The organism is Kaistia sp. SLG-1, from assembly GCF_059699055.1.
In genome coordinates this window covers 801,845-815,488 of the sequence record NZ_AP048544.1, presented here as the reverse complement: position 1 = coordinate 815,488, position 13,644 = coordinate 801,845, and the positions used below count along the sequence as shown (strand labels likewise).

The window sequence follows — 13,644 nt, the reverse complement described above, 5'->3', positions numbered from 1 at the left end:
GGGCAGCGCGCCCCTCTTCCTGATCAGCTCGGCTTAGTTGGCCGCGAAGACCGGCTTGCCGTCGGCGCCAAGGATGTCCTTGGCCCAGGTCGCCTTGATGTTGGCGACGACCGCGTCCGGCAGCGGGATGTAGTGCAGCTCTTCAGCCATCTTGTCGCCCTTGTCGTAGGCCCAGTTGAAGAACTTGAGGGCTTCGGCGACGTCGGCCGCGTTGTCCGGCTTGGCGTAGACGAGGATGAAGGTGGCGGCGGTGATCGGCCAGGAGGTCGCGCCGGGCTCGTTCGTCAGCAGGACGTAGTAGCCGGGAGCATTGGCCCAATCGACGTTGGCGGCGGCGGCGGCGAAGTTGGCCGCGTCCGGAGCAACCGTCTGGCCGTCCTTGTTGACGAGCTTGGCGTAGGACATGCCGTTCTGGGCGGCGAAGGCATACTCGACGTAGCCGATCGAACCCTGGGTCTGGCCGACATTGGCGGCGACGCCCTCATTGCCCTTGGCGCCGAGGCCGACCGGCCATTCGACGGCCGAAGCAGCGCCGATCTCGTCAGCCCAGGCCTTCGAGACCTGCGACAGGTAGGTCGTGAAGACGAAGCTGGTGCCCGAACCGTCCGAGCGGCGCACGACGGCGATCGCGATGTCCGGCAGCGTCAGCGACGGGTTGAGCTTCTTGATCGCCTCGTCGTTCCACTTGGCGATCTTGCCCTGGAAGATGTCGGCCAGCGTCTGGCCGTCGAGGACGAGCTCGCCGGGCTTCAGGCCGGGGACGTTGATGATCGGAACCACGCCGCCGATGACGGTCGGGAACTGGACCAGGCCGGCCTTCTCGAGCTCTTCCGGCTTCAGCGGAGCGTCGGAGGCGCCGAAGGTGACCGTCTTGGCCTTGATCTGCTTGATGCCGCCGCCGGAACCGATCGACTGGTAGTTCATGCCGATGCCGGTTTCCTTCTTATAGGCATCCGCCCACTTGGCGTAGACCGGATACGGGAAGGTCGCGCCGGCGCCGGAGATGTCGGCGGCCTGGGCCGAACCGAGGCCGATGGCGGCGGCGAAAAGGCCGGCGGCGAGAGCGAAGTTCTTGAGTTTCACCTGACGTCTCCCTGACGAAGGTTCGGGACTTGCGGTTGCTTGTCCCCGCCGCAGACGACCGGGACGCGAGGGGACCGTAGAGGTCACACGTTATGGTTCTATGACAGTCCCATTACTGTTTTGTGACAGTGCAAGCCCCTGTAATCACTTCACTTTCTCAAGAGCCATCGAATCCGGCACCGCAAGTTGCGTGGTGAATGCGACAGTGAAGGTCGACCCCTCTCCTGCCCGGCTTTCGATCAGAAGCCTGGCGCGGTGCCGGTTGAGGATATGCTTGGCGATGGCGAGGCCGAGCCCGGTGCCGCGCTGGGCGTGGCTCGCCTGGATGTCGGCGCGATAGAAGCGCTCGGTCAGCCGCGGCAGGTGTTCGGCCGGGATTCCGGCGCCGAAATCGCGCACCGAGACGACCGGGCCGCCGCGCCCGCCGACCGCCGGGATCGCCGTCACCAGCACGCGCTTGCCGGAGCGGCCGTATTTGCAGCCGTTCTCGATCAGGTTCTGGAAGACCTGCACCAGCTCGTCGCGATCGGCCGGCACCACCAGCGGCGTTTCCGGCAGGTTGGTTTCGATCGTCACGCCGAGATCGCGCGCCAGCGGCTCCAGCGCGTCGACGACACCGCGAATGACGCGGGAAACGTCGACGGGCGTCTCCGGCCGCATATGCGCCTTCATCTCGATGCGCGACAGCGACAGCAGGTCGTCGATGAGCCGGCTCATCCGGGTCGCCTGGTCGTGCATGATGCCGAGGAAGCGCTCGCGCGCCACGGCGTCGTCGCGGGCCGGGCCCTGCATCGTCTCGATGAAGCCGGAGAGCGAGGCCAGCGGCGTGCGCAGCTCGTGGCTGGCATTGGCGACGAAATCGACGCGGATCTTCTCGCTGACGCGCTGCTCGGTCAGGTCGGAGAAGATCAGCACGATGAAGCCGCTGCGGTCGTTGTCGGCATGGGCTGCCGGCTCGAGCGGCGAGAACCAGGCCTCGTACCAGCGCTCGGTCGGGCCGCGCTCGAGGAACTCGACCTTCTCGGCCGGGCCGCCGGCGGCGACGCGGTCGAAGGCGCCGACGAAATCGGGCGCGCGCAGCCGGAAAGTCAGCGGATCGCCCGGCCGGATCGGAAACGCGCCCTCGGCGCGGCTGTTGGCATAGCGCACGACGCCGCGCCGATCGAGGATGATGCAGGGTTCCGGCAACGCGTCCGCCATGCGCTTGACGCCGGTCTCGGGCCAGATCGAGGGCGGCTGGCGGCTCTTCAGCCGAACGGGGCGCGCCTCGCGGCCGCGCACGAAGACGGCGAAGAAGCCGAGGGTGCAGGCGAGCAGGATGCCGGCGACGACGGCGCGGATCTGGCCGATCAGCACGAGCAGCAGCAGGAGCGCCGCCAGCATCATGAAAAAGGCGCGCGCGTCGAGCAGGCGAGCCGCGAGCCCTCCCCTGTCGCCGTCAATCTCCCGCTCTTCCGCCAACCCTTCGTTATCGGCCATCAACAATTCCGTTTCATCCCAATCCGCCGTCCCGCGACAGCAATGCCGGCTCATCATCGCATGTCGAACAGGACAAGCAGATGACATCGTGGCAGTGTCCCGCGCAGGGCATACTTAGGAGATCGGAGCCGACATGGCCAATGCAGGGAAGACAAAGTCCAGATCCGCGGCGTCCGGGGCCGGCGACAGCACTTCCGAGGATCCGAAGACCGAAAACGGCACGACGGCGGAAGTCATCGTCTCCGCCGACGAGGCGTCCGGCAAGCAGGACAAGCCGGACAAGGGCGACAAGCGCAAGAACGGCAAGAATGGCAAGGACGCCAAAGACGCCAAGGAGAGCAAGAAGGACGACAAGAACGATAAGAAAGACAAGGGAACCAAGGACGACAAGGGCGAGAAGAGCGACAACAACGGCAAGCCGGAGGCCGCTCCGCCGCTGCCCAAGCAGCTCGAGCCGACCTTCGACGCCGCGCCGATCGAGACCAAGCTCGGCTCCTTCGATCTCGACAATCCCGTCCTGCCCGAATGGGTCGCCGACACCGCCCTCAAGTCGGGCGGCTATCCCTATGACAAGACGCTGAAGTCGGAGAAATACGACGAGGACCTGACGGCGCTGCAGATCGAGCTGGTCAAGCTACAGCACCACGTCATCGAGAAGGGCCTCAAGGTCGTCATGGTGTTCGAGGGCCGCGACGCCGCCGGCAAGGGCGGCGCCATCTTCGCGCTGCGGCAATATCTCAACCCGCGCACCGCGCGCGACGTCGCCCTGCCGAAGCCGACCGAGACCGAGCGCGGCCAGTGGTATTTCCAGCGCTATGTCGCGGAGCTGCCGACGGCGGGCGAGATCGTCACCTTCGACCGCTCCTGGTACAACCGCGCCGGCGTCGAGATCGTCATGGGCTTCTGCACGCCGGAAGAGCACAAGATCTTCCTGAAGCAGGTTCCCTATTTCGAGCAGGCGCTCGTCCAGTCCGGCACGATCCTGTTCAAGTTCTGGCTCGATATCGGCCAGGAGATGCAGCTGAAGCGGTTCCACGAGCGGCGGCACAATCCGCTCAAGATCTGGAAGCTGTCGCCGATGGACTATGCAGCACTCGGCAAGTGGAAGGACTATTCCAAGGCGCGCGACACGATGCTCGAGGCCTGCCACAACGAGGCGACGCCCTGGACCGTGGTGCTTGCCAACGACAAGCGGCGCGCCCGGCTCAACATCATCCGCCACGTGCTGGGCCAGATCGACTATCCCGGCCGCGACAAATCGGTGGTGCGCGAGCCCGATCCGCTCATCCTCGGACAGGGTCTGAAGTTCCTGAAAAAGGGCTCCTGACGGAGGGAAGGCTGCCGAAGTTTTGCCTTCGGTTCGCTTTATCAACCGTTCGTTCACCCTTTTTCGGTCATCCCGGGGAATATGAGTCAGCTCCAATCGGTCCTGCGTCGCTCCGTAGCGCATCTCGACCCGTCCGATCAGGACGGTCGGGAACGCATGTTCGCGAATGCGCGCGAAGCGATGATCCGCCTGCTGTGGTCCTATGACCCGCCCCTCTCGCCCAGCGAGATCGACAGCAAGATCGACGAGTTCGACGATATCGTCGTGATCATCCTGAACGAAGCCGGCGCGTCCCCAGAGGTCCCGCCGGCATTCGAGGACGACGAACCCGAACTGCCACTGGCCGCGGCGCTCGCGCTGGACGAGGCGGAAGCCGCGCCGGAACTGCCATTCGAGTCCAGCCGGAGCTTCGACCCCAGCCGGAGCTTGCAGTCCGTAAGGATCTTGGAGCCAGCAAGCGACGAGGCGCCCCAGGAGGAACCGGAGCCCGAAGAGGATCCGGAACCGAGCCCCGAGCCGGAACCCGCGCCGCTTCCCGACCGGCGCGCCGAGGCGCTCGCCATCCTGCGCCGGCCGGCCCGCTTCGCGCCGCTGCCTGAGATCGGCGCTCCGACGCCCGTCCTCCAGGCGGACCGGACCGAAAGCGCCCTGAAGGCGAAGAAGGCTGTCGAGGAAGCGCTCGCCCGGCTGAACGGCAAGCTGGTCCCGGCCGCCGACGACGAGGATCCCGCCGAGGAAGAAGATCCCATCGAACTCGAGGACGAGGTCGAGGAAACAGACGCCTCGGACGAGCCGCCGGAAGCCGACGACGCGGCCGAGGAGGACGAGATCGACGCTCCCGACGTCGACACGTGGCTCGACGATGCCCTCGCCGGGGCGGCGTCCGACGATGACGAGGACGCCCAGGAAGACGACCACCACCACGACCGAGACGACCGCGACGACGAGCACGACGAGCGCCTCGACCGGCTGGATCGCCTCGGCGAGCGCCTTGTCGCGGCGCGCCCCACGCACGTCGCCGGCGAGCCGATCGACGACGAGGAACAACTCGAAGACGACGAGCCGGCTGAGGACGAGCCGGCCGACGACGAGCTCTATGACGAGGAGCAGGCGCGCCCGAGCCTTAGCGAGCGTGTCCGCGACGCGATCGGCCAATTCAGCGGTCAGGTCAGCGGACGGGTGATCGCGGCGGTCGCCGCGGTGGCGATCCTGCTCGTCGGCGGTATTTTCGCCGGCGCCCATTTCCTCGGCCGCGCGCCGTCGCCGCCCGTCTCGGTCGCCGCGACGACCCCGCCGGCCCCGTCATCCGAACCGGCGAGCCCGGCGCAACCCGCGCCGGCCGCCCCCGCCAGGCCGGCCGCGCCGGCCCCGGCCTCTCCGGCGGAAATCCCGACCGGCGCGCTGGCGCTCGAATCGATCACCCTGTTCGACGGCCGCGACCCGAGCGTGTTCCAGTCGTCGCCCGACAATCCCGTCCGCTTCGAGGGCGATACGCTGGGCGGCTTCGCCCGCGTCGCCTCCTCGTCCAACTCGACGGGATCGCGGATCACGGTCGGGCGCGGCGTGTTCGAGCGCCTCGCCGGCCGCACGGTCCGCATCGTCGTGGTGGCGCGGGCGGCGGCGACCGACCCGGCGAACTCGCTCCGCTTCTCCTACCAGAACGGCCGCAGCCTCAGCCCCTGGCAGGACGGCGCGATCGGCGCCGACTATGCGCCGCTGTCGCTGACCTGGACCGTGCCGAAGGATCGCGGCGGCCCGGAAACCGACGCGATCATGATCGAACCCGGCATCCCCGGCGACGGCACCGCGGCGGATGTCAGCTCGGTGCGGATCGAGATTTTGAAATAGGGGCCGGTCCCCGCGCCCAGTGCTCGATTTCCATCATTCTGAGGTGCCCGAGCGCAGCTCGGGCCTCGAAGGACGCACGATCGAGGGGCAATCCATCGATGGCACGGCGGCTCTGCGTGCTTCGAGACGGCCCTGCGGGCCCCTCAGCTTGATGAGGGTGGTGTCCTGCAAAGATCTCCTCAGGGAGAGGTGGCGGGGCGTCGCCGCCCCTCCGACCCATTACCCCGGCAGGTAACCGTTGCCGATGAGGTAGTCGACGATCTGGTCCGCCAGCGCCTCGGACTCGTGCGTCGTGGTGTCGAGGTGGATGTCGGCCGAAAGCGGCGCCTCGTAGGGGCTGTCGATGCCGGTGAAATTCTTGATCTGGCCCTCGCGCGCCTTCTTGTAGAGCCCCTTGACGTCGCGTTCCTCGGCGACCGCGAGCGGCGTGTCGACGAAGATCTCGATGAACTCGCCCGCCTCGACCAGGTCGCGCGCCATCTGGCGCTCCGAGCGGAAGGGCGAGATGAACGAGACCAGCACGATCAGGCCGGCGTCGACGAACAGCTTCGCCGTCTCGGCGACGCGGCGGATGTTCTCCACCCGGTCGGCGTCAGTGAAGCCGAGATCGCGGTTCAGGCCGTGGCGGACATTGTCGCCGTCGAGCAGATAGGTGTGCCGCCCCATCAGGTGCAGCTTCTTCTCGACCAGATTGGCGATGGTCGACTTGCCGGCGCCGGAGAGGCCGGTGAACCAGAGGATGCTCGGCCGCTGGCCCTTGGCGCCGGAGCGCGCCGCCTTGTCGATATCGAGCGCCTGGCGGTGGATGTTGGTGGCGCGGCGCAGCCCGAAGCGGATCATGCCGGCGGCGACCGTCTGGTTGGTGAACCGGTCGATCAGGATGAAGGCGCCCGTGGCGCGGTTGTCGTCATAGGGATCGAAGGCGATCGGCTCGGCGAGCGAGAGGTTGGCGAAACCGATATCGTTGAGTGCCAGCGTCTTGGCCGCCAGCGGCTTCAGCGTGTCGGCCTCGACGCGGTGTTTCAGCTCGGTCACGGCCGCGCCGACGACGCGGGTGCCGACCTTCATCAGATAGGGCCGGCCCGGCAGCATCGGCGCCTCGGCCATCCAGATCAGATGCGCCGCGAACTGGTCGGAAACGTCGGGCCGCGCCTCGGCGGGCACCAGGATGTCGCCGCGCGACACGTCGATCTCGCGGTCGAGCGTCAGCGTGACGGCGTCGTCCGTCGCGGCGACCGGCTGGTCGCCGTCATAGGTGACGATGCGCTCGATCCTGGCCGGCTGGCCGGTGCGCGCCACCACCACCGCGTCGCCCGGCCGAACCTCGCCGCTCGCTACCGTGCCGGAATAGCCGCGGAAGCTCAGGTCGGGGCGGTTCACCCATTGCACGGGGAAGCGGAACGGCCGCTCGGCGCTCGGCGTCAGCTCGAGCGTCTCGAGATGCTCCAGCAGCGTCGGCCCGCGATACCAGCCCATGCTCGGGCTCGGCGCGGTGACGTTGTCGCCGAAGCGGGCCGAGAGCGGGATGGCGACACGGCTTGCGAAGCCGTAGTGATCGGCGTCGGCGTCGAACTCGGCGACGATGCGCTCGAACACCGCCTGGTCGTAGCCGACGAGGTCGATCTTGTTGATGGCGAGCACGACGTGGCGGATGCCGAGCAGCGAGGCGATCGTCGCGTGGCGGCGCGTCTGGGTCAGGATACCCTTGCGCGCGTCGATCAGGAGAACGGCGAGATCCGCCGTCGAGGCGCCGGTCGCCATGTTGCGCGTGTACTGCTCATGGCCGGGCGTGTCGGCGACGATGAACTTGCGCTTCTCGGTGGCGAAGAAGCGATAGGCGACGTCGATGGTGATGCCCTGCTCGCGCTCGGCTTCGAGGCCGTCGACGAGGAGGGCGAGGTCGATGTCATCGCCGACCGTGCCGAATTTTCGCGAGTCCTTTTCCAGCGTCGCGAGCTGGTCCTCGAACAGGCGCTTGGTGTCGTAAAGCAGGCGGCCGATCAGGGTCGACTTGCCGTCGTCGACGCTGCCGCAGGTGAGAAAACGCAGGATGCCCTTGTCATCCTTCTCGGCAAAGAGGGCGGGCGCGGGCTGGCCGTCGACGACCGGACGGGGGGAGACGATCTCGGTCATCAGAAATATCCCTCGCGCTTCTTCTTTTCCATCGAGCCGGATTCGTCATGGTCGATGAGGCGGCCCTGCCGCTCGGAGGTGGTGGCGAGGAACATCTCGCGGACGATGTCGTCGAGCGTCTCGGCGTCGGATTCGACCGCCGCCGTCAGCGGATAGCAGCCGAGCGTGCGGAAGCGGACGCGGCGCATCTCCGCCACTTCGCCCGGCAGGAAGCGCATGCGCGCGTCGTCGGCCATGATCAGCTGGCCGTTGCGCTCGACCACGGGGCGCTCGGCCGAGAAATAGAGCGGCACGATCGGGATCTGCTCGGCGAGGATGTATTGCCAGATGTCGAGCTCGGTCCAGTTCGACAGCGGGAAGACGCGGATCGTCTCGCCGGGCTTCACGCGGGTGTTGTAGAGCGACCAGAGCTCCGGCCGCTGGTTCTTCGGGTCCCAGCCGTGATTGGCGGAGCGGAACGAGAAGATGCGCTCCTTCGCCCGGCTCTTCTCCTCGTCGCGGCGCGCGCCGCCGAAGGCCGCGTCATAGCCGCCGGCATCCAGCGCCTGCTTCAGCGCCTCGGTCTTCATGATCTGGGTGTAGTTGGACGAGCCATGGTCGAACGGGTTGATGCCCGCCGCCTTGCCCTCCTGATTGGTGTGAACCTTCAGGTCGAGCCCCAGCCGGCGCACCGTCTCGTCGCGGAACGCGATCATCTCGCGGAACTTCCAGGTCGTATCGACATGCAGCAGCGAAAAGGGCGGCTTGCCGGGGTGGAAGGCCTTCATCGCCAGATGCAGCATGACCGACGAATCCTTGCCGATCGAATAGAGCATCACGGGATTGTCGAAGTTGGCGACGACTTCCCGCATGATGAAGATCGCCTCGGCCTCGAGGCGGCGAAGATGCGACAGGACGGGTTGTGCCATGAAAAACTCCGGAATGGAGCGGAAACCTAGTCTTCGTCAGCCCTCGGTCTCAAGCACAGCTGTGCCGTAATTATCCATCTATGGCTTGAAGATTGGCGCGATGACCTCGATTTTCGAAAAGTGGTTTCAACAAACTCGATGGATATGATCGTGTTTCACGCGATAACCGGGATCCGGGCGCCGCGCGCCACGAACCAGGGATTGGCATAGGCGCGAACGCCGTCGCCGCCCGCGGGCCCATAAACGAACGCGCCGCCATCGACCGTTTCCACCATGCCGCCGGCAGCCCGCAGCACCGCGTCGCCCGCCGCCGTGTCCCATTGCATGGTCGGTCCCATGCGCGGATAGAGGTCCGCCTCGCCCGCCGCCATCAGGCAGAATTTCAGCGACGAACCGGCGGCGACCAGCGACGCGCCGGGGAAACGGGCGATGAACTGATCGGTCTCGGGCGTGCGGTGCGAGCGGCTGGCGAGGATGCGCGGCGGCGAGGCGGCCGGATCGGCGACGTGGATGGCGCGCCGCGCCGCGATGGCGCCATCGACGATGGTGAGATGCTCGGCGCCCTTGCCGAGGCGGCCGGCATAGAGATCGCCGCGCGCCGGCGCATAGACGATGCCGAGAACAGGCACGCCGTTCTCGACGAGCCCGATATTGACGGTGAAATCGCCGTTGCGGCTGATGAACTCGCGCGTGCCGTCGACCGGGTCGACGAGGAAGAACGCCCCGCCCACCGTCGGAATGAGGCCATCGGAACAGGCTTCCTCGGCGACGACGGGAATATCCGGTGCCAGCCGGGCGAGATCGGCGAGGATCACCTTCTCGGCCAGCCGGTCGGCTTCCGTAACCGGCGAAGCATCGCCCTTGTGCTCGACCGCGAAGCCGCCATCATAGACGTGCATGACAACGGTGCCGGCGGCGATCGCCGTCGAGATCAGGGCCTCGAACACGGCGTCGTCTGGGGCCTTCTGACGGGACACGATCGGAACTCTCCAAGAATTGGCCGGCAAGGGGGGATGGCCCGGAATGACTTTCGCTACGGAAACGACGATGCCTTCTGCGCTCGTAGCGCTCCCCGGCGCCTTGCACAAGCGGCAAGCCCCCCGGGGCGCGGATTTGCCGGACAAGACGCGCAACAGCCTGTCATCGGATCCGCGCCGCGTATCCTATTCTGGCCGGGGCAGCGACGAGCAAAGCATGGGAAGGCGGCATGGCTGAGGCCGAGATCCTTCCGTCGCAAGCGAACGCGACGCGATGGCCGCATGCGGCAATCCTGGCGCCCCTGTTCGTTGCCGGGCTGACCTTCGCGCTCTGCCTCGCCCTCCGCCTCTCGACGCTCGGCGATCTGGCGCTCTGGTTCGACGAGGCGATCACCGCCGATGTCGTCGCCACATCCTGGCCGGCGCTCGTCGCCGATCGCCTCGCCAACGGGCATTTCCCGACCTATTTCGCGGCTCTGAAGGCGCTCGGCCTTGGCGGCGGCTCGGAATTCGCGCTGCGCCTGCCCTCGGCGCTTTTCGACAGCGCCGCCGGCGCGCTCGTCGCGCTCGTGGCGCTCCGCCTCTCCGGCCGGGTCGGGGCGATCGCCGCCGGGCTTCTCTACGCGTTCTATCCGGCGCTGATCCAGTACGGCCAGGAGGCGCGGCCCTATGCGCTGATGCTCGCCTTCGTGGCGCTCGCCATCACCGGCCAGATCGGGCTACTGACCGGCCGGCCGAGGCCCGGCCGGCAGGCCGTGCTGGCGACGATCGGCACGCTCGGCGCGGCATTCTCGATCCCCGCCGGCATCGTCCCGGTCGCGCTGCAGCACCTCGCGCTTCCCGTCTGCGGGTTCCGGAAGCTCGCGCCGGCGCTGAAGCGGCTCTGGTGGCGCCACATCCTCGTCACCTGGGCCGGCATCCTCCTTGCCGCAGCCTTCCTGCTCCCCTCCGTCGTAACGCAGGCCACGAAGCCGGTCGGGCTGATGAAATGGCAGGCCCGGTACGGATACGGAGATCGGGCGATCGAGGCGTTCGGCGAGACCTACGGCTTCGTCGTGCCGCGCGACGTCGACCGCTTCCTCAGCTCCGGCTGGAACGGCTGGCTCGCCGCCGGCTTTCTCGGGCTGATGCTCGTCGGCTTCCTCGCGAACCGTGCGAGGCCGGCCCACCGCATGCTCGCCGTCACCGCCTTCGGCACGCCGCTGGTCTTCCTCGTCCTCGGCATCTTTTCGGCCAGCGCCGGGCGCTATCTGATCGGCATGCTGCCCGCCGCCATCCTGCTCGCTTCGGCCGGCGTCACGGCGCTCGTCGAACGGGCTGGCGCGTGGCGGCTGCCGATCCTCGCCGGCCTCGCCGCCCTCTTCGCCGGCTTCGCGCTGCAGGGGCTCGACATGCTGGTATCGGCGCGGAAATACGACTGGCGCCCGGTCGCCGCCTTCCTCGAGCAGGGCGGCGTGCGCGACACCGAGCTGCTCACCGACGCGCCGCAGGCGGAAAGGGCGCTCCGCCACTATGTCGCCGAGGCGGCCCGCATCACCTATGGCACGATCGACCCGGCGCTGGAGCCGATCGAGATCCTGTGGTCGAAGGCGGCCGGTCGCCCCCTCGCCTTCCTGCTGACGGCGAGCTACCAGCCCTTGCCGGACGGCCTTCCGGAAGGGGCCATCGTCTGCCGCTGGCCCTTCGGCGACCAGACCCTGACGATGATCGCCCGCGACCTCGGCCTGGTACCCCCGGCGCTCCGGGGCTGCGAGGCCTCGTGAGGTAGGGTCGAGCGTGCGCGGGCTACTTTTACATTGTAAATGTAAAGTCAGCGCTCCTATTTGGCGCAATCACGTATGAAAATGTCAATTCGTCGCATGGTTGACCGTGACTACGCGCCTGAAGTTTCTCAACTCTGGTGGATAGGTAATATCCAGAGGAATTACACCAAATTACTATCTCGCCCAATTTCGGAGTACGCACTCGAGATGACGTGTCATAAATCGAAGCATCCCCGATATCAGAGATATTCATTACACCAACCGCAAGCGCCACAGCCCTAATGCTTGGAGGATCAGAATACGCATGAATAGACTGAGAGCTTGCACCTGCCCAAGCCGTCTCGAATAGCATATCCCCCGCACCTACGACGAAATGGCCATTGTTGTTGGAATAGTCAAAGGTAACCTCACCAGAAAGAGCCGGTGACACGTAACGCTCCGAAGCGAACGACAATATAGGCTCAATCTCGGGTACAGTTTGGGCAAAAGGATTGGGACCGAGTGGTGGGCGAGGCGCAACCTGCTGGTCGTGGATCTCACGTAACAACTCGGCATAACGAACCTCGAACGCCTGCTCATCACGAAAATCGATATAGACGCGCGACGACAGAAACGTGGGCAACAACGGTTTGGTCAAGTTGCAGCGAATAACGGGGATAATCCGGTCAGCAGTGATATCTTGCATAAGTTGACCCGTAAGGATCATTTTTTCATAGGCAACACCACCCTGACCGCTGTTTGCCTTTTTGACATAATTATCACTACAGATCGACAGAACTCGATCCGCTCCAGCTAGACCTTTTTCCATAAAGCGCGGCAGATCACTTCCGAGCCGAAGATCCCACTGGTCAAGCAATACATCGACACCGTTTGCCACCAAACGAGTGGCCAACTTGAGAACCCAATCCTTATGGGCTGGGCTATCATGCGAATAAGAAATAAATACGCGTGGAGCTGCTTGCATAAAGCCAATAATCAAAAATCCTGGCTTTTGCCAACCAAATTGTTCAGCTTCCATATGAATATCGTAGCCAAATAAAACGGGCGCCCGAGGGCGCCCGTTTCAACTTCGTTTCAAAGACCGCTGACTACTTCAGCCCGGCCGCGTCGGTGACGGTGTGCGTCCAGGCGCCGGTCGGTTCCTTGGTTATGACGGGCGCTTCGCCGCCGGCCGCCAGCAGCGTCTGGACGGTGCGCTTGTAGTCCGCCTCGGCGAGCGCGCCGGAGGTGCCTTCGGTGAGCTTGTTGACCTCGCCCATCATGAACTTCTGGTGGGCCTCGGTCTGCGCGCCGGTCTCGTCATTGTCGAGGACGATCTTGGCCGCTTCCTCGGTGTTGTCGCGGGCATAGGCCCAGCCCTTCATCGAGGCGCGGACGAACTTCGCCATCTTGTCGACAAAGGCCGGATCCTTGAGCTTGTCTTCCATGACGTAGAGGCCGTCTTCCAGCGTCGCGACGCCCTGGTCCTCATACTTGAAGACGATCAGCTCGCTCTCCGGGATGCCCGCGTCGAGGACCTGGCCGAATTCGTTGTAGGTCATGGTCGAGATGCAGTCGGCCTGCTTCTGGATCAGCGGGTCGACGTTGAAGCCCTGCTTCAGCACGGTGACGCCATTCGGGCCGCCCTCGGTCGAAAGGCCGAGCTTCGCCATCCAGGCGAGGAACGGATATTCGTTGCCGTAGAACCAGACGCCGAGCGTCTTGCCCTTGAAGTCGTCGGGCGACTTGATGCCCGTGTCCTTGCGGCAGGTCAGCATCATGCCCGACTTCTTGTAGGGCTGGGCGATGTTGACGAGCGGCACGCCTTTTTCACGCGAAGCCAGCGCTGCCGGCATCCAGGTGGTGATGACGTCGGCGCCGCCGCCGGCGATCACCTGCTCAGGCGCGATGTCGGGACCGCCGGGCTTGATGGTGACGTCGAGCCCCTCTTCCTCGTAGAAGCCCTTCTCCTTGGCGACGTAATAGCCGGCGAACTGGGCCTGCGTGACCCATTTCAGCTGCAGTGTCAGCGCATCGGCCGCCTGGGCCGAGACGCTGGTCATGAGCCCCGCGGCGACCGCGAGCGCCCCAATCATAAGCTTCTTCATTGACCCCTCCAGGTTCGGTTCTTGTTGCCTTTCCCGGAA

General features: G+C 65.8%; 10 protein-coding genes. 3 read left to right on the top strand and 7 right to left on the bottom strand.

Features of this window, described 5'->3' with window-relative positions; genetic code table 11:
* Positions 1–33: 33 nt before the first annotated feature.
* Together pstS and AC6HZP_RS03655 are read right to left on the bottom strand one after the other, a co-directional pair.
* Positions 34–1,083 (bottom strand): phosphate ABC transporter substrate-binding protein PstS, encoded by a 1,050-nt coding sequence (pstS, locus tag AC6HZP_RS03660; RefSeq protein ID WP_497525438.1) that lies wholly within the window; start codon positions 1,081–1,083, stop codon positions 34–36.
* Between the two features lie 144 nt (positions 1,084–1,227).
* Positions 1,228–2,562: an ATP-binding protein gene (locus AC6HZP_RS03655; protein ID WP_497525437.1), complete on the bottom strand. Its 1,335-nt coding sequence runs from the start codon at positions 2,560–2,562 to the stop codon at positions 1,228–1,230.
* A gap of 436 nt (positions 2,563–2,998) precedes the next feature.
* Between AC6HZP_RS03655 and ppk2 the strand changes: the two genes are divergently transcribed.
* A complete protein-coding gene (gene ppk2, locus AC6HZP_RS03650; protein WP_497526726.1) occupies positions 2,999–3,889 on the top strand; it encodes a polyphosphate kinase 2 in 891 nt (296 codons plus the stop codon).
* A 156-nt stretch (positions 3,890–4,045) separates the two neighbouring features.
* Entirely contained in the window at positions 4,046–5,737 is a 1,692-nt protein-coding gene (locus AC6HZP_RS03645; RefSeq protein ID WP_497525436.1) for a hypothetical protein, read from the top strand.
* 219 nt (positions 5,738–5,956) lie between these two features.
* On the opposite strand, the gene cysN is transcribed toward AC6HZP_RS03645, so the two are convergent.
* From cysN to cysQ, 3 genes are all read right to left on the bottom strand, one after another.
* On the bottom strand, positions 5,957–7,870 hold the full coding sequence (cysN, locus tag AC6HZP_RS03640) for a sulfate adenylyltransferase subunit CysN (RefSeq protein WP_497525435.1): 1,914 nt from the start codon (positions 7,868–7,870) through the stop codon (positions 5,957–5,959).
* The gene (gene cysD / locus AC6HZP_RS03635; protein ID WP_201402280.1) at positions 7,870–8,778 is read right to left on the bottom strand and encodes a sulfate adenylyltransferase subunit CysD; all 909 of its coding nucleotides are present in this window, start codon (positions 8,776–8,778) and stop codon (positions 7,870–7,872) included. The genes cysN and cysD overlap by 1 nt, the downstream gene beginning before the upstream one ends.
* A gap of 155 nt (positions 8,779–8,933) precedes the next feature.
* Positions 8,934–9,755, bottom strand: coding sequence for a 3'(2'),5'-bisphosphate nucleotidase CysQ (cysQ, locus tag AC6HZP_RS03630; protein ID WP_497525434.1), 822 nt, complete (start codon positions 9,753–9,755; stop codon positions 8,934–8,936).
* Positions 9,756–9,985: 230 nt separating this feature from the next.
* On the opposite strand from cysQ, the gene AC6HZP_RS03625 reads away from it, so the two are divergent.
* Positions 9,986–11,518 (top strand): hypothetical protein, encoded by a 1,533-nt coding sequence (locus tag AC6HZP_RS03625; protein WP_497525433.1) that lies wholly within the window; start codon positions 9,986–9,988, stop codon positions 11,516–11,518.
* Positions 11,519–11,546: 28 nt separating this feature from the next.
* Here the strand turns inward: AC6HZP_RS03625 and AC6HZP_RS03620 are convergent, their stop codons facing one another.
* Together AC6HZP_RS03620 and AC6HZP_RS03615 are read right to left on the bottom strand one after the other, a co-directional pair.
* On the bottom strand, positions 11,547–12,536 hold the full coding sequence (locus AC6HZP_RS03620) for a toll/interleukin-1 receptor domain-containing protein (protein ID WP_497525432.1): 990 nt from the start codon (positions 12,534–12,536) through the stop codon (positions 11,547–11,549).
* 70 nt (positions 12,537–12,606) lie between these two features.
* On the bottom strand, positions 12,607–13,605 hold the full coding sequence (locus AC6HZP_RS03615) for an ABC transporter substrate-binding protein (RefSeq protein WP_497525431.1): 999 nt from the start codon (positions 13,603–13,605) through the stop codon (positions 12,607–12,609).
* Positions 13,606–13,644: the final 39 nt, after the last annotated feature.